General features: G+C 75.0%; 21 protein-coding genes and 1 pseudogene. 10 read left to right on the top strand and 12 right to left on the bottom strand.

Annotated elements, in window-relative coordinates; genetic code table 11:
• Positions 1–4 precede the first annotated feature (4 nt).
• On the top strand, positions 5–892 hold the full coding sequence (locus ACZ7BZ_RS21230; protein WP_470359616.1) for a helix-turn-helix domain-containing protein: 888 nt from the start codon (positions 5–7) through the stop codon (positions 890–892).
• Positions 893–1,128: 236 nt separating this feature from the next.
• On the opposite strand, the gene ACZ7BZ_RS21225 is transcribed toward ACZ7BZ_RS21230, so the two are convergent.
• On the bottom strand, positions 1,129–1,563 hold the full coding sequence (locus tag ACZ7BZ_RS21225; RefSeq protein WP_470359615.1) for a CBS domain-containing protein: 435 nt from the start codon (positions 1,561–1,563) through the stop codon (positions 1,129–1,131).
• Positions 1,564–1,697: 134 nt separating this feature from the next.
• On the opposite strand from ACZ7BZ_RS21225, the gene ACZ7BZ_RS21220 reads away from it, so the two are divergent.
• The 4 genes and pseudogenes from ACZ7BZ_RS21220 to ACZ7BZ_RS21205 all read left to right on the top strand — a co-directional run bounded on the left by ACZ7BZ_RS21220 (position 1,698) and on the right by ACZ7BZ_RS21205 (position 4,948).
• On the top strand, positions 1,698–2,582 hold the full coding sequence (locus ACZ7BZ_RS21220) for a helix-turn-helix domain-containing protein (RefSeq protein WP_470359614.1): 885 nt from the start codon (positions 1,698–1,700) through the stop codon (positions 2,580–2,582).
• Positions 2,583–2,607: 25 nt separating this feature from the next.
• Positions 2,608–3,027 (top strand): VOC family protein, encoded by a 420-nt coding sequence (locus tag ACZ7BZ_RS21215; RefSeq protein ID WP_470359613.1) that lies wholly within the window; start codon positions 2,608–2,610, stop codon positions 3,025–3,027.
• A 100-nt stretch (positions 3,028–3,127) separates the two neighbouring features.
• Positions 3,128–3,997: pseudogene (gene ligD / locus ACZ7BZ_RS21210) on the top strand (non-homologous end-joining DNA ligase); the annotation flags it as partial.
• A 96-nt stretch (positions 3,998–4,093) separates the two neighbouring features.
• Complete coding sequence (locus tag ACZ7BZ_RS21205; protein WP_470359751.1) at positions 4,094–4,948, top strand: ATP-dependent DNA ligase; 855 nt, start codon at positions 4,094–4,096, stop codon at positions 4,946–4,948.
• Between the two features lie 249 nt (positions 4,949–5,197).
• On the opposite strand, the gene ACZ7BZ_RS21200 is transcribed toward ACZ7BZ_RS21205, so the two are convergent.
• From ACZ7BZ_RS21200 to ACZ7BZ_RS21190, 3 genes are all read right to left on the bottom strand, one after another.
• Complete coding sequence (locus ACZ7BZ_RS21200; RefSeq protein ID WP_470359612.1) at positions 5,198–5,494, bottom strand: PRC-barrel domain containing protein; 297 nt, start codon at positions 5,492–5,494, stop codon at positions 5,198–5,200.
• Positions 5,495–5,527: 33 nt separating this feature from the next.
• Positions 5,528–5,989: a hypothetical protein gene (locus ACZ7BZ_RS21195; RefSeq protein ID WP_470359611.1), complete on the bottom strand. Its 462-nt coding sequence runs from the start codon at positions 5,987–5,989 to the stop codon at positions 5,528–5,530.
• A 65-nt stretch (positions 5,990–6,054) separates the two neighbouring features.
• Positions 6,055–6,498: an HAD family hydrolase gene (locus ACZ7BZ_RS21190; RefSeq protein ID WP_470359610.1), complete on the bottom strand. Its 444-nt coding sequence runs from the start codon at positions 6,496–6,498 to the stop codon at positions 6,055–6,057.
• 218 nt (positions 6,499–6,716) lie between these two features.
• On the opposite strand from ACZ7BZ_RS21190, the gene ACZ7BZ_RS21185 reads away from it, so the two are divergent.
• Positions 6,717–7,760 (top strand): hypothetical protein, encoded by a 1,044-nt coding sequence (locus ACZ7BZ_RS21185; protein ID WP_470359609.1) that lies wholly within the window; start codon positions 6,717–6,719, stop codon positions 7,758–7,760.
• On the top strand, positions 7,757–8,146 hold the full coding sequence (locus ACZ7BZ_RS21180; RefSeq protein ID WP_470359608.1) for a VOC family protein: 390 nt from the start codon (positions 7,757–7,759) through the stop codon (positions 8,144–8,146). The genes ACZ7BZ_RS21185 and ACZ7BZ_RS21180 overlap by 4 nt, the downstream gene beginning before the upstream one ends.
• Before the next feature lie 19 nt (positions 8,147–8,165).
• Here ACZ7BZ_RS21180 and ACZ7BZ_RS21175 read toward each other — a convergent pair whose 3' ends face one another.
• From ACZ7BZ_RS21175 to ACZ7BZ_RS21165, 3 genes are all read right to left on the bottom strand, one after another.
• Positions 8,166–8,798 carry a GNAT family N-acetyltransferase gene (locus ACZ7BZ_RS21175; RefSeq protein ID WP_470359607.1) on the bottom strand — a complete coding sequence of 211 codons (633 nt, stop codon included), beginning with the start codon at positions 8,796–8,798 and terminating at the stop codon, positions 8,166–8,168.
• 100 nt (positions 8,799–8,898) lie between these two features.
• Positions 8,899–9,558: a TNT domain-containing protein gene (locus ACZ7BZ_RS21170; RefSeq protein ID WP_470359606.1), complete on the bottom strand. Its 660-nt coding sequence runs from the start codon at positions 9,556–9,558 to the stop codon at positions 8,899–8,901.
• A 266-nt stretch (positions 9,559–9,824) separates the two neighbouring features.
• Positions 9,825–11,138, bottom strand: a complete 1,314-nt coding sequence (locus tag ACZ7BZ_RS21165) for a geranylgeranyl reductase family protein (protein WP_470359605.1) — start codon at positions 11,136–11,138, stop codon at positions 9,825–9,827.
• A 471-nt stretch (positions 11,139–11,609) separates the two neighbouring features.
• On the opposite strand from ACZ7BZ_RS21165, the gene ACZ7BZ_RS21160 reads away from it, so the two are divergent.
• Positions 11,610–12,668 carry an LPXTG cell wall anchor domain-containing protein gene (locus ACZ7BZ_RS21160; RefSeq protein ID WP_470359604.1) on the top strand — a complete coding sequence of 353 codons (1,059 nt, stop codon included), beginning with the start codon at positions 11,610–11,612 and terminating at the stop codon, positions 12,666–12,668.
• A 299-nt stretch (positions 12,669–12,967) separates the two neighbouring features.
• On the opposite strand, the gene ACZ7BZ_RS21155 is transcribed toward ACZ7BZ_RS21160, so the two are convergent.
• From ACZ7BZ_RS21155 to ACZ7BZ_RS21145, 3 genes are all read right to left on the bottom strand, one after another.
• Entirely contained in the window at positions 12,968–14,077 is a 1,110-nt protein-coding gene (locus tag ACZ7BZ_RS21155) for a calcium:cation antiporter (RefSeq protein WP_470359603.1), read from the bottom strand.
• A 91-nt stretch (positions 14,078–14,168) separates the two neighbouring features.
• On the bottom strand, positions 14,169–15,704 hold the full coding sequence (locus ACZ7BZ_RS21150) for a serine/threonine-protein kinase (protein WP_470359602.1): 1,536 nt from the start codon (positions 15,702–15,704) through the stop codon (positions 14,169–14,171).
• Positions 15,701–16,486, bottom strand: coding sequence for a serine/threonine protein kinase (locus ACZ7BZ_RS21145; protein WP_470359601.1), 786 nt, complete (start codon positions 16,484–16,486; stop codon positions 15,701–15,703). The genes ACZ7BZ_RS21150 and ACZ7BZ_RS21145 overlap by 4 nt, the downstream gene beginning before the upstream one ends.
• Before the next feature lie 329 nt (positions 16,487–16,815).
• Here ACZ7BZ_RS21145 and ACZ7BZ_RS21140 point away from each other — a divergent pair, with 329 nt between their 5' ends.
• The gene (locus ACZ7BZ_RS21140) at positions 16,816–17,223 is read left to right on the top strand and encodes a hypothetical protein (protein ID WP_470359600.1); all 408 of its coding nucleotides are present in this window, start codon (positions 16,816–16,818) and stop codon (positions 17,221–17,223) included.
• A gap of 302 nt (positions 17,224–17,525) precedes the next feature.
• Positions 17,526–18,308, top strand: a complete 783-nt coding sequence (gene nagB, locus ACZ7BZ_RS21135) for a glucosamine-6-phosphate deaminase (RefSeq protein ID WP_470359599.1) — start codon at positions 17,526–17,528, stop codon at positions 18,306–18,308.
• 60 nt (positions 18,309–18,368) lie between these two features.
• Here nagB and ACZ7BZ_RS21130 read toward each other — a convergent pair whose 3' ends face one another.
• Positions 18,369–19,499 carry an aminotransferase class I/II-fold pyridoxal phosphate-dependent enzyme gene (locus ACZ7BZ_RS21130; RefSeq protein ID WP_470359598.1) on the bottom strand — a complete coding sequence of 377 codons (1,131 nt, stop codon included), beginning with the start codon at positions 19,497–19,499 and terminating at the stop codon, positions 18,369–18,371.
• A gap of 8 nt (positions 19,500–19,507) precedes the next feature.
• A complete protein-coding gene (locus ACZ7BZ_RS21125; protein ID WP_470359597.1) occupies positions 19,508–20,164 on the bottom strand; it encodes a helix-turn-helix transcriptional regulator in 657 nt (218 codons plus the stop codon).
• Positions 20,165–20,273 lie beyond the last annotated feature (109 nt).

The following is a 20,273-nucleotide window of genomic DNA, read 5'->3' as shown; positions in this document are numbered from 1 at the left end:
TGCGATGGTCCAGGACACCCTCCCGACCGCCGGGCCGGTGACCGTGCTCGGCCGGCCCGCCGCACCGCTGCGCCGGTACGTCCTCGACTACCACGGCTACCGGATGCTCCTGGGCCGCCCGCGCCGGCGCCTGGAGCTGCCCACCGACGTGGTCACGGTGGCGCTGGCCTTCGAGGGCCGGATGCGCCTCACCGACGCCGTGTCGCCCGCCCCCGCCGTCTCCCTCGGCTCGATCGCGGCCGGGCTGCGCCGCACCGCGACGATCGCCGAACACACCGGCGCCCTGCACGGGTTGGCCGTCTCGCTCACCCCACAGGGCGCGTTCCGGGCGTTCGGCCCGGTGGCCGGGGAGCTCGGCGGCCAGTGGACCGAGGCCGGCGAGGTGCTGGGCCCCCGACTGGGCCGACTGGCCGCCCGGCTGGCCGACGCCCCGAGCTGGCGGGCCCGGTTCGCCCTGCTGGACGGCTACTTCACCGCACTGCTCGCCGACGGCCCGGTCTGGGAGCCGGACGTCACCTGGGCCTGGCAGCAACTGCGGCGCTCGCACGGGCGGGTGCCGGTGCGGACGCTGGTCGACGGCACAGGCTGGAGCCGCCGCCGACTGGAGCTGCGGTTCCGCGAACAGCTGGGGCTGGCTCCCAAGCAGGCCGCCGGCATACTGCGGCTGCAGCGCACGCTCCGGCTACTGACAGCCCCGGACGGCCGCTTCGCCCGCGCCGACCTGGCCGCGCTCTGCGGCTACTACGACCAGTCCCACCTGGACCGCACCTTCCGTGCCACGGTGGGCTGTTCGCCGCGCGAGTTCCTGGCCTCCCGCCGCTCCACCGCCGCGCCGGAGCCGGCCGACCGGGTCGTCGGGCGGGTCACCAGCGCCGTGCTCGACGCCGGCTGACCGCGCCGGCCCGGCCAGGCCGACCAGGCCGACCAGGCCGCCCCGGTCGGCGCCGCGCGCCCGCTGCACCTGCTGGCACCGCTGGAAGTGCTGGAAGTGCGCATTTTTACAAGACGCGCGCCAACCCCGTCCGCCACCCTCGGAAGGCCCGGCCGGTACGGGGGGACCGGCCGGTCACGGGGCGCACGGGCGGGGCCGCCGCCGAAGCGGGGCCGCAGGGCGGCCCCGCGCGGCGGTCACCGCTTCATGTAGACGCCGTCCATGAACTCGATGATCTGCTGGTCCGTCAGCCGGTGGCCGTCGCGGTGGCCCATCGCCAGGTCGGCCTCGCTGATCATGCCGACCAGCCGCTCGCCGTCGATCACCGGGATGCGCCGGATCTGGTGCTGCTCCATCTTCTTCAGCACCGTGTCCATGCTGTCGTCGGCCCGCACGCAGTGCAGGTGACCGGCCAGTTCGATGGCCGTCATGGTGGCCGGGTCCTTGCCCTCGGCGAGACAGCGCACCACGATGTCACGGTCGGTGATGATGCCGTGCAGTTTCTGGTCGTCGCCGCAGATCGGCAGCGCGCCCACGTTCTTCTCGCGCATCATCCGCGCGGCCTCGTCCAGGGTCTGGTGGGCGCCGATGCACTGGGCGCCGGTGTGCATGATGTCTCGGGCAGTGGTCACGGGGACTCCTTCGTCGCTGTTACCCCCCGACGGTCCTCCCCCGCGCGGCGCACCGCGCGCCTCGCGGAGTGACCGTGCCCTCACCATAGGCAACCCCGCTCCCGCCCGCGACCCCGGACGCCGATACTGGGCCCGTGACGACGCAAGCCACCGGGGCGGTCGACGAGGCCGTCCGTGCCCGGCCCGCGACGGCCCTGCGACCGTACGTGGCCTGGTACTCCGGCTACCGCCAGCGCGGCCTGGCCCCGGCCGTGCACCGCGGTCTGCCCTCCCCGTACCTGACCTTCATCCTCACCCTGGACGAGCCGCTGGTGATCGCCGGCCACCCGGATCCGGCGCAACCGCCCGGCAGCTACCCGACGCTGCTCGGCGGCCTGCACACCTCCCCCGCGCTGATCACCCACAAGGGCGCCCAGTCCGGGGTGCAGATCGCCGTGCACCCACTCGCCGCCAGGGCGCTGTTCGGGCTGCCCGCCGGGGAGTTGGCCGGGATCGACCTCCCGGCGGAGGAGGTGCTGGGGCGGCTCGGCGCGCAGCTGCGGGAGCGGCTGCGGGCGGCCGACGACTGGGCGGAGCGGTTCGCGGTACTGGACGGGGCGCTGCTGCGGGCCGCCCGGCCGTCCGGGCTCGTGCCGCCGGAGGTGGCCTGGGCGTGGCGGGCCCTGCGGCGCAGCGGCGGCGCGCTGCCGGTGGCCGAACTGGCCCGGGAGACCGGCTGGAGCGCCCGGTACCTCCAGGACCGGTTCCGCCGGGAGACCGGACTGAGCCCGAAGTCCGCCGCCCGGGTGATCCGCTTCGACCGGGCCCGGCACCTGCTCGCGGCCGGTTCGCCGCCGCCCCGGCTGGCGGAACTGGCTGTCCGCTGCGGCTACTTCGACCAGGCGCACCTGGCCCGGGAGTTCCGCGCGCTGGCCGGGGCCGCGCCGAGCGCCTGGCTGGCGGCGGAGGGGCCGGAGGCGGGGAAGTTCCGAAACGTCCAAGGCGGGGAGGGCGGGGCGGTCGCAGAGTGGGAGGCGTAACCACCCCACCCGAGGAGTGAACGCCATGGACACCGAGACCCCCGCCCCGCAGATCTGGCCCACCCTGCGCGCGAACGACGCCCGGGCCCTGATCCGCTTCCTGTCGGACGCCTTCGGCTTCGTGGAGGTGGTCAGTTACGGGGAGGGCGACTTCGTCTCCCACGCCGAGCTGGCCTGGCCGGAGGGCGGCGGCGTGATGCTCGGCTCGGCGCGCGAGACGGCCCCGGGCGACTGGAAGGGCGAGCCGGGCACCTTCAGCGCCTACGTGGTCACCGCCGACCCGGACGGCGTGCACGCCCGGGCCGTCGCCGCCGGGGCCAGGATCACCACCGGGCTGACCGAGACCGACTACGGCTCGCGCGACTTCGCCGCCGCCGACCCGGAGGGCAACCACTGGTTCTTCGGCACCTACCCGGGCGCGCCCCGGCCCGTCCCGTCCTCGTGACGCCCACGCCCTGGTCGGCCCCGGGCGGTATCGGCCGCGCCGGGGCAGACTGGCTGCGGGGGCCACCCGCAGGAGCCTTCGGAGACCGACCGTGCCGCAGATGACGGTGGACGGGCACACCCTCGCGCTGTCCCACCTCGACAAGGTGTACTACCCGAGCATCGGCACCCCCAAGGGTGAGGTGCTGCGCTACTACGCCGCCGTGCACACCGCCCTGCTCCCCCACCTGCGCGACCGCCCGGTGTCCTTCCTGCGCTGCCCGGACGGCGTCGAGGCGGAGGTGTTCGTCGCCAAGAACCCGCCGCCCGGCACCCCGGACTGGGTGCGTACGGTGGACGTGCCCACCAGCGGCGAGCGGCTGCGCCAGGTGGTGCTGGAGAACGGCGCGGCCCTACTGGCAGTGGCCAACCTGGGCTGCCTGGAGCTGCACGTCCCGCAGTGGCACGCCGCCGCGCCCGGCCTGGCCGACCGGCTGGTCCTGGACCTCGACCCGGGCGAGGGCGCCGACGTGCTCACCTGCCGGGCGGTCGCACTGCTGCTGCGCGAACGGCTGGCCGCGGACGGCCTCTCCGCCTGGGTGAAGACCTCCGGCTCCAAGGGCCTGCACCTGTTGGTGCCGATCGAGCCCACCCCCAGCAGCGAGGTCTCCGGGTACGCGAAGGCGCTGGCCGCCGCGCTGGAGGCCGAGCACCCGGAGCTGGCGGTGCACACCATGGCCAAGGCCCGGCGCCGCGGCCGGGTGCTGGTCGACTGGTCGCAGAACAACGCCAAGAAGACCACCGCCGCCCCCTACACCCTGCGCGCCCGGCCGCTGCCGACCGTCTCCACCCCACTCAGCTGGGCCGAGCTGGAGCGGGCCCGCGGGGAGGCGGAGCTGGTGTTCACCCTGGCCGAGCTGCCGGGACGGCTGGCCGCGCACGGCGACCTGTTCGCGCCGCTGCTGGACCCGGAGCAGGCCCGGCCGCTGCCGGCCGCCCCCTCGACCGGGGCGACCTCGCCGCCCGCGCCCACCGCACCCCCCGCCGCCGCCCAGCCCCGGCAGGTGCTGCACCCGCCCGTCGAGGTGATGCGCCCCGTCGCCGTCGGCGCAGTACCGCCCGCCGACGGGCTGGGCGGCGGCGGCGTCCAGTACGAGCTGAAACTGGACGGCTTCCGCTGCGTCGCCTTCGCCCGCGGCGAGCGCCCGGCATTCCTGCAGTCCCGCAGCGGCCGCGACCTCGCTCCCGAGTTCCCGCCGATCGCCGCCGCCGTCGCCCGACTGCCGGAGGGGCTGGTGCTGGACGCCGAGCTGGTCGCCTGGCGGGGCGGCCGGTTCGCCTTCGAGGAACTGCTGCACACCCGCCGGGCCCGGGCCGCGGCCCCGGACGTCGCACTCGGACTGATTGTCTTCGACCTGCTCGCCCTGCCCGGCCGCGACGTCCGACGCCTCCCGCTCACCGACCGGCGCCGGCTGCTGCTCGCCGCCCTGGCCGACGTCCCGCCGCCGATCCAGCCGGTCCTGGCCACCACCGACCGGGCGGAGGCCCTGGAGTGGATGGCGCAGCTGGCCGACACCGGCGTGGAGGGCCTGGTCTGCAAGGCCGCGGCCGCCCCGTACCGCGCGCGCGGCGCGGGCCACGTCTGGGTCAAGTACCGGCACTCCGACACCCTGGACGCCACCGTCACTGCCCTCACCGGCCCGGCGGCCCGGCCGCACGCGCTGGTGCTGCGGCTGGACGACGGCCGGGTGGTGCTGACCAGCCCCCGGCTGACCCCCGTCCAGGCCCGCGAGGTCTCCCGGGCGGCCGGCCCGCTGCTCGGCCCGCCCGCCACCGACCCCGAGCACGGCGAGGTGCACCCGCTCACCGCCCCGCTGCGCGCCGAACTCACCCTCACCGGCCGCCCGCCCACCGCCACCTTCGTCCGGCTGCGCGGGGACTGACCCGCGCGGGGCCTCCGGCTCCGGCGGCGGCCCTCCCGGCTGCCGACTCCGCACCGGGCCTCAACGGCCCCTGCGGACGGCTCACTTGCGCCGCACGGCCGCCGCGCGGGTGGAGAACAGCCGGGGGAGGCCGCCGGACTCGACCACCGCAGGCCGGGGCGAGGCCGGTTCCTGCTGTTTTGCGCCGTAGGGGGCGACCAGGTAGGCGATCGTCCGGCCGGTCAGGGTGGTGGACGGCCAGCCCGTGGCTCAGTGTCGGCGGCGGGCGGTGAGGTTCTCGGCCGGCGGCGGGACGGCGGCGAGCCGGGCCCGCGGGCAGTCGAGGTGGACGGCGCGGTCCAGGTGGTCGATCCGGGCGACCAGGCCGACCGGGACGAGCACCCGGGTGCCCGACACCCAGGGGCCGGCGTCGACCGTCAGGTGGTCTCCGGCGTCCTGTTCGACCCGGCCGAGCGGGCCGTCGGTGGCCTGGACCTCGTACCCGACCAGGGTGGGGTCGGCGGCGGGGTGGGAGCCCGGGCGGTACTCCCACAGGTCAGTACTCATGCGCACCTCTCGGTGGTTCGGTCCCTCGTCACGTCACGCCTCCGGGCGGTCCCAGGGCCGGCGTTCCCGTCCTTCCACGCCGTCACCGCGCTCACGGCGCTCGCGCCGTTCCCTCCGGGCCGTACGGTCCGAGCGGTCCGTACGGAACGGGTCGGCGCTGTCGGCCCGGCCCGCTCCCCGGCGCCGCCGCAGCAGTGCCGTGGCGGCCACCACCGCCGCCACCGAGGCCACCCAGACCACCCCGAGGGCGACCAGCACCGCCGTCGTCGGGGTGCGCACGGCGATGCCGACGCAGATCGCCGTCATCACCAGCGCCGTCAGCAGCACCCCGGCCGAGATCCGGCGCCCGACGCCGCGCAGCGCGGCCAGCACCCGGTTCGGCCGCTTCGCCCCCATCGTGCTCAACCTCCGGTCGAGGCGCGCGTCCTGGCGCAGATCGGACTCGATCTCCTCGAGGAGACGCCGTTCCCATCCGCTCAACGCGGGTCCGTCCATCTCGGTCACCTCCGACACTTCCGGTGACGTGCTCGCACCCGGCGGTTGCCCGGTACGGGCCGGCGTTAACCGTTCCGGGGACCGCCTGTTGCGGCGGCCACGCGCCCGAAGGCCCGGGGACGGGCGAGCAGGCTGTCGTCCAGGACACGCAGCAGGGCGGCGGCGTCCCGGTGCACCTCGGCCGCGCCGGCCGCCCGCAGCTCGGGGCCGGCGTCCCCGCCGGCCTCCAGGGCGACGCAGGGCACCCCGGCCCGCCGCGCCGCCCGCACCTCGCGCACGCTCCCGGCCACCGCCACGGCGTGCGAGGGCGCGCCGTCCACCAGCGCCAGCGCGGCCCGCACCGGATCGCCGCCGGGGGTGGTCACGGTCAGGGCGGGCGCACCGGCCGGCCCGGGGCCGGTCAGCACCACCGTCCAGCCCCGCGCGGCGCACTCGCGCAGCAGCTCGGCGCCGCCGGGCAGCCGGGGCCGCCAGTCGGTACCGATGAGGGCCGCCGAGATCACCGTCATGGCCACCTCTCCCGTGCCTCCGTCGCAGGCCACGCATCGTGCGCGCTCTTCCAGGTTAGGACGCTCCCCGGCCCCGCGCGCAGCCTGCCGGGAACCGGCCCCGCGCCGGACGAAAACCGCTTGGCGCGCGGTGCCCGGGCCGCGATACTCCCGGTGTTCACGAGACTGCCAGTGTTCACGGGACGCCCGGTGTTCACGGGCGAACGGGGGGAGAGCGCGTGGCGGTGTTCGCGTGCGCGGGGTGCGGCACGGAGCTGTCCGTGCCGGTGACGGAGGTGGCACTGCCGCCGCACGCCCACCAGGAGGGCGGCGACCGGTACCTGCCGCCGCTGCTGGAGCCGGGCACCTTCGCCGTCGACCCGGAGCCGTCCGAACCGCCCTGGCGGCCCTGGGCCGAGGTCACGGCGTCGGAGGCCGCCGCGCGGGGGGTGTACGCGCCGGTCCACGGCCTGCGGTGCGGGCCCGGCGGCGCGGTGCTGCTGGCCCCCGGCGACACCCGCGCCACCGTGCTGATCCCCGAGGAGTGCGAGGGCTGCTGCGCGGCGGCCGGGGACTCGAACCTGGCCTGCGCGGGGTGCGGACGCACGGTCGGCGCCCGGATCGACGACTGCTACCGCTGGCAGGCGGTGTGGCTCCACCCGCGGGCCGTGCGCCGACTGCCGGTCGAGGGCCCGCCCCACCCGGCCGGGGACGCCTGGACGGTGCCCCCGCTGCCGCCGGTCGAGCCGGCCGGCTGGTGGAACGGGCGCTGGACCGCCGCCGTCGGGACGGCCCTGGCCGAGGTGCTGGCGGCCTCCGGCGGAGAGCCGGTGGCCGTGCCCCCGGGCCTGCTCACCGAGACCTTCGGCCGCACCCTCCAGCGGCTGCTCCCGGCGGGCCCCCCGGCCCGCACCCTGGGCCTGGCCGGGCCGGGCCTCGCCCCCGCCCCGGCCCCGGCCATCGCCCTCGTCCCCCGCCACCCGTGGACGGGCGCCGCCTGGCAGCCGCCCGCCGGCTTCGGCGCGCTGCCCGTCCCGCTGGACGCCGGGGTGTGGAGGTACCTGGCCTTCCCGCCCGCCCGGCTCACCACCAGGCTGCCCGCCGGCGAGGAGCGCGACGACCCGCTGCCGCTGCGCCCGTACCGGCTGTTCGAGCCCGACCGGTACCTGCTGTGCCACCGCCTCGCCCGGCTGCCCGCCGTCCGGCAGCCCTGGCTACGGGCGATCTACGATCGGCTCGGCAACCGCCGCCACCACCCGGGCACTTCGGAGGGCTCCCCATGAGGATCAACCTGACCACCGTGTTCGTCGACGACCAGGACAAGGCGCTGCGCTTCTACACCGAGGTGCTGGGCTTCGTGAAGAAGGAGGAGGTCCCGCTCGGCGAGTACCGCTGGCTCACCGTGGTCTCCCCCGAACAGCCGGACGGCACCGAGCTGCTTCTGGAGCCCGACAACCACCGCGCCGTCGGCCCGTTCAAGACCGCCCTGGTCGAGGACGGCATCCCGGCCGCCCAGTTCGCGGTGGACAACGTGCACGCCGAGTACGACCGCCTGCACCGGCTCGGGGTGCGGTTCACCCAGGAGCCGACGGCGCTGGGCCCGGTCACCGTCGCGGTGCTGGACGACACCTGCGGCAACCTCGTCCAACTCGCCCAGTTCCACCGGTAGTCGACGGCACGACCGCTCCTCACGTTCCGTCGGGCGCCGTCGGGCCGCAGGTGGCCGGCTCGGGGTCGGTGGCCAGGCGGGCGTGCAGGTGTTCGTCGTGGTAGGGGCCGTCGGCGTGGCGGTAGGACTCGCGCAGGGTGCCCTCGTACGGGAAGCCGGCCCGGAGGGCGACCTGGCAGGACGGCGTGTTGCCGACGGCGTGGTAGAGCTCGATGCGGCGGACGCCGGCGGTGCGGACGCCCCAGCGGGTGACGGCGGTGGTGGCCCGGGTGGCGAGGCCGCGGCCGCGGGCGGCGGCGAGCAGCCAGTAGCCGACCATGGCGATGCCCTCGGCCCGGTCGGTCCAGCTCAGGGCGACGTTGCCGCACAGCCTGCCGTCGGCGGCGTCGGTGACGGCGAAGCAGGCGGTGCCGCCGTCGGCCCACTGCTCGTCGGCGCGGTCGAGGTAGGCGGCGGCGCCGGCCGGGTCGATGGCGTGGCGCAGCGGGTTCCAGCGGGCGATCTCCTGGTCCGCGGCGGCCGCCGAGACAGCGGCGAGGGTGCCGCCGGGCAGGTCGAGGGCGCTGCCCCAGGGGCGGAGCAGGGCGTCGCCGAGGTCGAGGACGGCGGGCTGGAAGAGGCGCCGGTCGGTCGCCGGGTCGCTGGTGGTCACCCCGTCTTCCTACCGTCGGCCGCTCCGCCGCCGCCAGCGAATATCCGGTTGGGCGTCCGGCCCGTCCGGTGGCGCGGCGGCCACCGGACGGCCGCCCCGGTCAGATCCGGGCGAGGTAGCCGTTCTCCACCAGCCAGAGCACGTTGAGCTTGGTGGGACCGCCGGGGAGGAGGGTGGCGTCGAGCTGGTACTGCAGGCCCCAGCCGGGCTGGTTGAACCAGGGGGCGATGGGCCCGGCATGCACCTTGAACGGCTTGACCACCTTGTAGTCGTGGTAGTTGCAGCCGGCCGCCGGGGTGCCGTCGAGGCTCTGCGGGGGTATCGCGCGGTTGGCGTAGGGCAGGCCCTCGGGGGCGAGGAAGGCGCCGTACTCGCTGCCGTAGCGGTCGATGTTCTGGTTGGGGTAGAGGGTGAGGTCGAACTCGACCGGGCTGCCGTCGGGGAGGGTGACGTAGCCGTCGGACGGCGGGTACTTCCAACCGCCCTTGCCGCCGTTCGCGCCCGGGTCGTAGTAGTCGGCCAGGAAGTCCTGCTCGGCGGCGCCGCCGGTGCGCTGGTAGCCGAGGAGTTGGCGGCCGACCGGGCCGCTGCTCGGGAGGTCCTGGGGGCCCAGGCGCGCGTCGTCGTGCCGGTAGGCGGCCGAGCACTGGTCGGCCGGGGTGGCGGTGCCCTGGGTGGCTGCCGCGGCGGGGACGGTCACGGCGGTCAGGGCGGCGGTGGCCGCGAGGGGCGCGACGAGCAGGCGAAGGCGAAGGCGCACGGTGTCTCCGTCGATCGGGGTGGTCGGGGTGGCCGGACTGTCCTGACCGCCCCGACCGCCCGGACCGCCCGAACCGCCCGGACCGTCGGGGCTGTCAGGGAACCGGCCGCGGAGGGGCGTTCGCTCACCCTCCGTGGCCGGTTCACCACCAGGCAATCCGATCGACTGATAATCCGTCAATAGATTCAGCTGACGGCTTGTCATGCCTCCCCGATTCCGGCCGAACCCGGGACACCGGCCTCCCCCGCCCGGCAGGATGGCCGGGCTCACCGCCCCGGGGCGACCCTCCCCACCAGGTGGAGCAGTCGGTCCAGGGCGTCCTTGGAGTTGGGCTCGGTCAGGTTGACCATCAGCCGGAACGCCACCTTCAGCAGTGCCGGGTGGCCCAGCCCGGCGGCCCCGGCGGCGCCCAGCAGCCGGGGGCGGCCGAGTAGGTCGGCGGCCAGCCGGCCGAGCGCGAAGTAGCCCGCGTAGGCGGAGCGCAGCCGCTGCGGGTAGGCGCGCAGGGCGAGTTCGCGACCGCGGTCGGTGCGGCGGGCGTGCGCCTGGACGATGGTCTCGGCGGCGTAGCGGCCGGACTCCATCGCGTAGGCGATGCCCTCGCCGGTGCCGGGGCTGACCGTGCCGCCCGCGTCGCCGATCAGCAACAGGCCATCGGCGTAGTGGGGTTGGCGGTTGAGGCCCATCGGGAGCGCGGAGCCGCGGATCGGCTCGGTGACGGCGTCGGGGTGGTACTCGTAGCCGGGCGGGAGGTCGGCGCACCAGCGGCGCAGCAGATCCCGCCAGTCGAGGTCGGTCCCGGCCGTGTCGAGGACGCCGAGACCGACGTTGGCGGTGCCGTCGCCCATGCCGAACACCCAGGCATAGCCGGGCAGCAGGCGGTGGGCGGGGTCGGTGGGGTCGCGCAGGTCGAGCCAGGCCTCCAGGTAGCGGTCCTGGTGGCGCGGGGTGGTGAAGTAGGTGCGGTAGGCCACGCCCATCGCGCGGTCGGTGCGCCGGTAGCGCTTCATCGCGACGGACAGCCGGGTGGAGTTGCCGTCCGCGGCCACCACGATCGGGGCGCGGTACTCGACGGGCTCGCGGGCCTCGCCGAGCTTGGCGCTGACACCGGTGATCCGGCCGGACCGCTCGTCCGTCAACGGCCCTGCCACGTTGGCCCGTTCGACGAGCCTGGCGCCGGCCGCCGCGGCCTTGCGGGCGAGCAGTTCGTCGAAGTCGGCGCGGCGGCGCACGAGTCCGTGACCGGGGTAGGCGGACAGCTCGGGCCAGTCGAACTCCAGCGAGCGGTGCCCGGAGATCAGCCGCAGGCCCTTGTTGTGCAGCCAGCCGGCCTCCTCGGAGACGTCGATGCCCATGTCGACCAGCTGTTTGACGGTGCGCGGGGTGAGGCCGTCGCCGCAGACCTTCTCACGCGGGAAGGCCGACTTCTCCAGCAGCAGGACGTCCAGGCCGGTGCGGGCGAGGTGGTAGGCGGCGGTGGCGCCGGCCGGTCCGGCGCCGACCACGATGACGTCGGCACTGTCCTCGGTCCGGGCGGGCCGCTGCCGCTCCGGTCGCACCTGCTGCTCTGGGCCGGGCATCGAGCACTCCCCCTGGGTCGGATGGGCGGCCGGCACGACCGGCTGCTCGCGCGATCGGCCGCGCGCACCACGGAATCGGTGGGCTGGGCGGTTCCAGACGGACGATAGAGAACCCCGGCTTCCGCCCGCCGCCCCGACACGCGGACCCGTGCCCCGGACCGGCCAATACCGGCCACCCATGGGGCCGTCGCACCGGCCTCCGGGCGGGGCCGGCCGCCCGTGGCGGCCACGGATACCTGGGGGACGCACGATTTCCCCACAACCGGGTGATCGGATCGTTGCGAGGGACTAGCCGGACCAATCGCCCTCGGAGAGGCATTCCGGCCAAACCTCCCTTGCGTCACGTTTCCCACTAGGGGAACTTTTGTGCCCCTCACGTCGTACGCGGCCCGCCCCCGGTCCAGCGGCCGACCGGAGACCTCCTCCCACCCCACAGGCTCGTCCCGGCCTGCCCCACCCGATGGAACACACATGCACATCCGCTCCGCCGCCGCACGCTCCCTGGTGGCCGTCCCGACCGCCGCCGCCCTGCTCCTGCTCGCCCCCGCCGCGCACGCCGTCGCGGGCGGCAACGGCAACGGCAAGGGCGCCCCGGGCAACAACGGCACCGTGAAGATCCACGACGCCGCCACCGGCCAGGAGGACGTGCGCAACGAGCCCAAGGTCTGCACCTTCTACCTGGACTCCTTCGGCTTCGACCCGAACCAGGACGTGCTCTGGGCGATCTTCGACATGAACAGCGACATGACCGAGCCGGTCGTGTTCGGTGACCTCCCGGTCGACGACCACGGTCACATCCGCACCGAGGACATCAACCTGGCGGACGGCCACTACAAGCTGTTCTGGAAGGCCGTCCCGCTGGTCGACGGCGAGCTGCCCGAGCACCCGGACGTCAGCAACCCCAAGCACAAGGTCTTCAAGGTCGACTGCGGCGGCCAGACCCAGGCTCCGACCGGCAAGCCCTCCGCGAGCCCGACCAAGGCCCCGTCGGCGAGCCCGACCGCCGTGCCGAGCACCACCCCCTCGCACACCCCGTCGCCGAGCCACACCCCGTCGCCGTCGCACACCCCCGCGCCCTCCCACTCGGCCACGACGAGCGCCCCGCCGGTGGTGCCCCCGACCACCCCGCCGACCACCCCCGCGACCGCCCCGGCCACCGAGCCGGCCAAGACCCCGGCGCCGACCACCCCGGCCACCGAGCCCGCGAAGACCCCCGCGCCCACCACCCCGGCCGCCGAGGTTCCGACCGACGCCCCCAGCACCGTGCCGAGCGCCGGCCCGACCACCCCGCCCACCGCCACCGTCCCGGTGCACCCCGGGACCGGCACCAAGGTCACCCCGGACCAGCCGCTGGTCATTCCGGCCAAGGTCAGTGTCCCGACCCCGATCCCGGGCGCCGCCTCGGACGGCAAGAAGCTGGCCACCACCGGTAGCGACGGCACCCTGCTGTACGCGGGCGCGGGCACCGCCCTGCTGGTGGCCGGCGCCGGCGCGGTGGCCTACACCCGCCGTCGCCGCACCTCCGCCTGAGGCAGCCCCACCTCCCGAGGTACCCCTGCCTCCTGAGGCACCCCGCCTCCCGAGGTACCCCGACGCCGTCTCCGGGGGTCTGAGCCCCCCGGAGGCCGCCATGGCCGCGTCTGAGCCGCGGCCGTCACGGAGTCCCGGCCCGCCGTACCACCGGTGGGCCGGGGGTCTCCGGGCCGTGACCCGCCCGCTCCCAAGCAGGTCACGGCCGAAGACGACGGAAGCCCCTGACCGCACGGGGGGACGTGCCAGGGGCTTCCGTTCAGTACTACGGCCCGGAGGGCCTCAGTGGTTCACCGTCGTCACGGATTCACCGCCAGCACCACGAACTCCGCCAGCACCCCCAGGTGCAGCGCGCCCTGCAGCAGGGTCGCCCGGCGCGGGATGACGGTCAGGGTGCCGAGCACGACCGTCAGGGTCAGCAGCACCAGGTGCGAGGGTTCGAGGCCGAGCACGAGCGGGCCGGAGAGCCAGACCGAGGCGATCGCGACCGCCGGGATGGTCAGGCCGATGCTGGCGAGCGCCGAGCCGAGGGCCAGGTTGAGGCTGGTCTGCACCCGGTTGCGGACGGCCGAGCGCAGCGCCGCGATGGTCTCCGGCAGCAGCACCATCATCGCGATCACCACGCCGACCACGGCGTGCGGCAGCCCGGCGCCGTCCACCGCGGACTCGATGGTCGGCGAGACGCCCTTGGCCAGGCCGACCACCGCGACCAGCGCGACGGCGAGCAGCAGCAGGCTCACCCCGGCGGCCCGGACGGTGGGGGGCGCCGCGTGGTCCTCCTCGTCCTCCACCCGGCGGACCTTGCCCTCCGGGGTGACCGGCAGGAAGTAGTCCCGGTGCCGCAGGGTCTGGGTGGTCACGAACAGCCCGTACACCACCAGCGAGGCGATGGCCGCGTAGGTCAGCTGGGTGGTGGAGAACTGCGGGCCGGGGGTGCTGGTGGTGAAGGTCGGCAGCACCATGCTGAGGGTGGCGAGGGTGGCGATGCAGGCGAGCGCCGTGCCGGTGCCCTCGGCGTTGAAGACGGCGGTGCGGTACTTGACCGCGGCCACGATGATCGACAGGCCCATGATCCCGTTGCAGGTGATCATCACGGCGGCGAACACGGTGTCCCGGGCGAGGGTGGCGGACTTGTCCCCGCCGTCGGCCATCAGCGTGACGATCAGCGCGACCTCGATCACCGTGACGGCCACCGCGAGCACCAGCGATCCGAACGGCTCCCCGGTCCAGTGCGCGATCACCTCGGCGTGGTGCACGGCCGCCAGCACGGCTCCGATCAGGAACACGGCGACCACCCCCACCACCCAGCCGGGCAGGTCCTCGTGCCAGGTCAGGGCGAGGACGACGAACGCCGCCACCGGGACGACGACGGTCCATTGCGCGGTGGCCGCGCGGAGCTTCGTGATCATGCGCCCGAGGATCCCAGACCGGTGGCCGGTCCTCCGGGTGCCCGCGCCGGGATACGGGGGGATGTGGCACGACTCATCCCGATTCGCACCGTCACCCGCCGTAGTCGGCCAGATAGCGGAGCACCTTGTCGACGTGCGGCCGGACCCGTTCCGGGACGCCGCCCTCGGCCGTCACGGTCTTGTCGCTGGTCCGGTAGGCGGCGGTGACCAGGGCGGGCAGGTCCCGGGTGAAGCCGTGCCGCTTGAGCTGCTGGTCGAGCCAGCAGACGTAGTTGCCCATCGCCGCGATCGCGTCGCCCGGGTCCAGGTACGACTTGGGGCCCGCGTGGTTGGCGGCCTTGGCCCAGGCCTCGAAGACGGCGGGCGTCCACATCGCGATGCCGTACTCTCCGGTCTCCGGGCGGGCCGCGTTCGGGTCGAACCCGCTCTCCGCCTTGAGCATCGCGGCCAGCAGGACCGGGGTGACCTCAGGCTCCGGGCAGCGCCGGGCGGCGTCCTCGATCATGCTCCGGTAGGCGGTCGGGACGTCGGAGCCGGCCGGGATCGCCCCGGGCAGCGGCGGTGCGGCCCGGTGGGCACCCGGCCGGACGGGCTCGGGGCCGCCGGTCACCGCGAGCAGCACGGCCGTGCAGGCCAGCAGGCCGACGCCGGCCCGCGGCATCCGGCGGCGGCCCGCCGGGCGGGCGGTGGCGCGGGCGACCAACGCGGCGAGGTCGGTGCGGGCGCGCTCCTCCCGGCCGGGCGCCAGGCAGGCCGCCACCACCGGCCGCCAGCGGGTCGGCAGTGCCTGGTCCAGCCGCAGCGGGGCGGCGCCGCGCGCGTACGCCTGGGCGGCCAGCGAGCGGGCCCGCGCGGTGGCGCCGAGGAACGGGTGCAGCCCGCCGGTGAGCAGCTGGTGGGCGATCACCCCGAAGGCCCAGACGTCGGCGCCGGGGCGTACGGCGACCCCGCGCGCGCCGGTGCGCTGGGACCACCACTCGGGCGGGACGTGGTCGGGCGAACCGAGCGGCGGGGCGTAGGCGTGGGTGCCCTCGAGTTCGGCGGTCAGCCCGAAGTCGGCGATCTTGGCGGTGCCGTCGGGCATCAGCAGGATGTTGGCCGGTTTGAGGTCCCCGTGCACCCAGCCGGCCCGGTGCATGTGGGTCAGCCCGGCGCAGACCTCGGTGAGGATCCGCTCGGCGCCGGACAGCGGGGCTCCGGGGCGGGCGGCGGCGAGGAGGTCCTGGAGGCTGCGGGCGGCGCGCTCCATCACCAGGGCGACGGCGCCGTCCAGTTCGGGATGGCCGGGGTCCTCGACGGTGACCACGGCGAGGGTGCGGATCAGGTGGGGGTGGTCGGCGCGGCGGCTGAAGCGGAGTTCGCCGGCAGCCATCTGGCCCATGGTGCGGCGTTGGCCGGGGCTGGAGCGGGTCGGGCCGAGGATCTTGACGGCGACCGGGGTGCCGTCCGGTCCCTCGGCGGCGTAGACGCTGCCCCAGGCGCCGGCGCCGAGGAAGGCACCGGTGCGGTAGCCGGCCAGCGGGTAGCCGTCGGGGACCTCGAAGGGCGGCCGCTCGGCGCCGGATGGAGAGGCGTCCGGTCGGTCGGCGCCCGGCTGGTCGGTGCCCGGCTGGTCGGCGGGGCTCACGGCCGGATGACCGGGCGCCGGGGCGGGAGCAGCGGGAGGTGTTCCTCCCGGACGAGGTCGAACCGCAGGGCCAGGGCCACCAGTTCCTCGCGCTTGCCGCCGGCCGGGCCCTCCTCGTACGGCTCGCGCAGCCGCAGTTTGGCGCCGACCAGGTAGTCGATGTGGTAGTTCACCGCCGAGCGGGTCAGTCCGCGACAGGAGGGCAGGGCGCGCAGCCGGGCCAGTACCTCGGTCACCCCGGGGACGGCGGCGGTGGAGGGCGAGCGAAGCCGGGGCTCGCAGAGCGCGAGCAGCACCAGGAAGTACTTGGCGGTCGGGTCCAGGGCGAAGGGGCTTACGGTGCGTTCGCCGTCGGCACCGCCGGATTGGCCGTCCAGGTAGGCGTGTTGCGGGGCGAAGACCTTGAAGGCGGCGGGTTCGCCGAGGGCGGGCAGCAGGACGCGGGAGAGCTCGAAGGGGACGGGTGCGCCGAGGCGTCCGGGGGCGACCTTGATGTGTTCCCCGGCGCCTTCGAGGTTCTCCACCACATAGGTGGCGGTGGCGCTGAAGTTGGACAGCCGCCAGTAGTCCTCGGCGGCGACCACCTCGCCCGCGCGGCGGGAGACGCCCTGGTCGGGCAGCGGGATGGCGACCGGCCGGGCGGGCTCGCCGCGTCCGAACACCGCGGTCTCGCCGGGGCCCATCCGCAGCAGTCCGGGCGCGGCGCCGGAGGGCGCACCGGTTGCCGCGCCGGGCGCCAGGTCCGGCCCCGGGCCGGGCAGTTGCACGATGACCGTGTCCACGCAGCCACCTCCGTGGGATCGGCTCGATGGTATCCGTCCGATTCGCCCCGGTGGCAATGCGCCACCCGGACGAGTGACGGGTCGGGGCCAACGCCGGACGGTCGGCGGGGAGTTGGCTCCGCCATGGGGAGAAGGGCTTCGCGCCGCCCACGAACCGATCATCCGTCAGGCCGGCACTTGTCCGCGTGCTGAACATCCGACGAACGATTGCAGCCAGTAGTTGAACCGTCACCATGGGTGTGACGCAACGCACACTCGCCGATTCCAGGATGTGTGCAACACTCATCTCAAGGAGTGAGATTCCCTTAATTTCCAAGGAGGTTCGTATCATGCGCACTCGGATTGCAGCCGTGATGATGACGGTGGCAGGGATAGCAGGGCTGTCGGCTGCGCCCGCCACGGCCGCCACGGCGACGTCCGAGGCCGGCACCGTCACCTGCGCCACGGTGCTCAACCGCCCCTGCATCACGCACCAGGCCGACGATGAGGGCATCGTCGGCATCGCCCAGGTCAGCGCGGACCCCACCCAGTTGACGATGGTTCAGGTAGAGGTGCGCACCCAGCAGGCCTGGGGCAGCCCGTGGGAGACGGTCGCCAGCGCGACGACCGTCCGACTCGGCTCTGCCCAGGCCGTCACCCCGAAGGTCACCGCGACCGCCCCCCGCATCATCTGCGCCACCGCCGGCCCGGCGCTGGACGTCAGCAAGCAGGTGACCACCTGCACCAACCCGTTCTGATCCGGCCCCCTGCTCGGTCGGGGATCTCGGAACATCCCGACCGTTCACCGGTGGAACGCCATCCGTAAGACAGGGCAGCAGGACAGGCAGCAAGACAGGCAGCCCGTCCGACAGGGCGCAGGGAGCCGGGGCCTCTTTTCGGGCCCCGGCTCCCCGTCCGTCCGGCACCGGGAGCCCGGACCAGGCAGAACTCCCGGGCTCCGACAGCAGCCCCGGGTGGACCTGGGGGCCACGTTCACGGCAAACTGGTCTAGACCGCGCAGGTCTAGACCTCAGCCTCGCCCCAGAACGGTGGACCCAGTATGGAAATCGTGATCGTCCCTGACGCTCCAGCGGCCGGCGAACTCATCGCCGCGGCGATCACCGATCTGCTGGCCGACAAGCCCGAGGCCCTGCTCGGCGTCGCGACCGGCTCGACCCCGCTGCCGATCTACCAGGCCCTCGCCGCCCGGGTCCGGGACGGCCGACTGGACGCCTCCCGGGCGCGGATCTGCCAGCTGGACGAGTACGTCGGCCTGCCGGCCGGCCACCCGGAGTCCTACCGCTCGGTGGTGCTGCGCGAGGTCGTCGAGCCGCTCGGCCTGACCGAGGAGTCCTTCCTGGGCCCGGACGGCAACGCCGCCGACATCGCCGCGGCCGCCACCGCCTACGACCGCGCGCTGGCCGAGGCCGGCGGGGTGGACCTCCAGCTGCTGGGCATCGGCACGGACGGCCACATCGGCTTCAACGAGCCCTGCTCCTCGCTCGCCTCCCGGACCAGGATCAAGACCCTGACCCGGCAGACCCGGGTGGACAACGCCCGCTTCTTCGACAGCATCGACGAGGTCCCGCACCACGTCATCACCCAGGGCATCGGCACCATCCTGGAGGCCCGCCACCTGGTCCTGCTGGCCACCGGCGAGGCCAAGGCCGAGGCCGTCGCCCTGGCCGTCGAGGGCCCGCTGGCCGCCGCCGTCCCCGCCTCGGCGCTGCAGCTGCACCCGCACGCCACCGTGGTGGTGGACGAGGCCGCCGCCTCCCGCCTCAAGCTCGCCGACTACTTCCGCGACACCTACGCCGCCAAGCCGGCCTGGCAGAAGCTCTAGGACCTGCCCGCAGCCCGGGGCCGGGACACCCGGCGCGGGTGCCCCGGCCCCGGACGCGTTTCAGCGCTTGCGCAGCCACTCGGCGAAGGCCTCCAGCGCCGGGCCCGGATCGCGGCGGCCGACGCCGATCCGGAAGCGGTCGGCCGGGGTGGGGGTGAGCTCGGAGCGGAACATGCTCGCCGGCATCAGCAGCACGCCCGCCTGCTCGACCAGCGCGGTGCAGAAGTCCTCGACGCCGTCCGCCCCGAGGTAGCGCGGGTAGGAGACGCAGCCACCGTCCGGGGCCCGCCACTCGAAGAGTTCGGGGAACTCGGCGAAGAAGGCGTCGAAGAGCGGCAGGTTCTCGGCGATGATGCCCCGGTTCCGGGCCAGGATCCGCTCCCGGGCGGTGATCGCGATCCGGGCCAGCACCTCGCTGGGCGCCGAGTTGCAGATCGTGGTGTAGTGCTTGGCCCGCTCCAGCCGGCCGCGCAGCTCGCGGTCCCGGCAGGCGATCCAGCCGATCCGGAGCCCGGGCAGGCCCAGCGACTTGGAGGTCACGTTGAGCGAGAGCGCGGTGGGCGAGAGGTCGGCGGCCTGCGGCAGGACGCGCTCCGGCTCGCGCTCCAGGCCGCGGTAGACCTCGTCGGAGAACAGCCGGATGCCGCGCTCCTCGCACAGCTCGGCCAGCCGGGCGAGGTCGGCGGCGTCGATCAGGGTGCCGGTCGGGTTGTTCGGGAAGTTGACCGAGAGGACCCTGGTGTTCGGCCGAAGCGCCGCCTCCACCGCGTCCAGGTCGAGCGCCCAGTCCTGCCGCTCGTCCAGCGCGACGCCGGTGACCTCGCAGAGCGAGAGCGGAATGGTCTCCGCGGACTGGTAGTTGGGGGTCAGCACCACCGCGTGGTCGCCCGGCCCGAGCAGCACCTGCATGGCGAGGTTGATCCCCTCCTGGGCGCCGCCGAAGCAGATCACGTCGTCCGCCCCGACCCGCTCGTACATCCCGGCGATCGCCTGCCGCAGGCCCGGGTCGCCGAAGGTCTCGCTGTAGCCGAGCGACAGGGTGTCCCAGGCCTCGCGGTCCTCCGGGCCGGCCAGGGCGAGCAGCTCGGCCATCGTCATGGTCTGGGCGTCGGAGGCGGTCAGGTGGTGGCGGGCGCGGAACTCCCAGCGGGTGAAGTAGGCCTCCAGCCGGAAGTCGGGCAGCTGGGTCATCTGTTTCCTCAGTCCTTCCTGGGGCCGACGCCCGGGCCGGCCGGGTGCTTGAGCTCGGCGAGCAGGGCGTAGGCGGTGGAGCGGGAGATCCGCAGCGCGACGGCGACGGCGGGCACGGCGCGGCGGACGGCGAACACCCCGGCGGCGTCCAGCTCGCGCAGCACGGTGAGCCGGTCCTCCCGGGTGAAGCGTTCCAGCGGACGGCCCCGGGCGCGGACGTGGCCGCCGACCACGTCGTTGATCCGCTCCGTCCAGTCCCGCTCGAACAGCGGCTCGGGGCGGGGCGCGGTGGGCGCGGCGAAGTTCGCCAGCAGGGCGGCGGCCTGGTCCAGCGGGCCGCGGTCCAGGTTGACGCAGAGCACCGCCGACGGCCGGCCGGTGGCGTCGCGCAGCACCGCACTGACCGAGGAGAGCCGCCGCCCGTCCGGCAGCAGCTTCTCGTACGGTCCGTAGACGTCCGGCGCGGACGGGTCCAGACCGTCCAGTTCGCCCAGCAGGGACGGGTCGCCGGGGGCGCGGACGGTCATCGGGTTCCAGATCGCCAGCACCCGGTCGGTGGCGGTGTCGTGCAGCACCACCTCGGCATAGGGCCCGAGCAGCAGCGCCACCGCGCGGCAGACCGGTGACCAGGTCGACACGCGCGGGTCCGGGGTTTCGGCAGGCATGAACGGACTGTACGTCCGGTTCGGACACTCCGTCCAGAGCCGACGGTGGAATCGTGCCCCCGGACGCGGGAGGGCCCCGCCCGGGCGTTCCGGACGGGGCCTCCCGAGC

It is taken from the genome of Kitasatospora sp. NPDC036934, assembly GCF_055608425.1.
The sequence above is the reverse complement of the archived record's forward strand: the minus strand, read 5'-3'. Positions and strand labels throughout refer to the sequence as shown.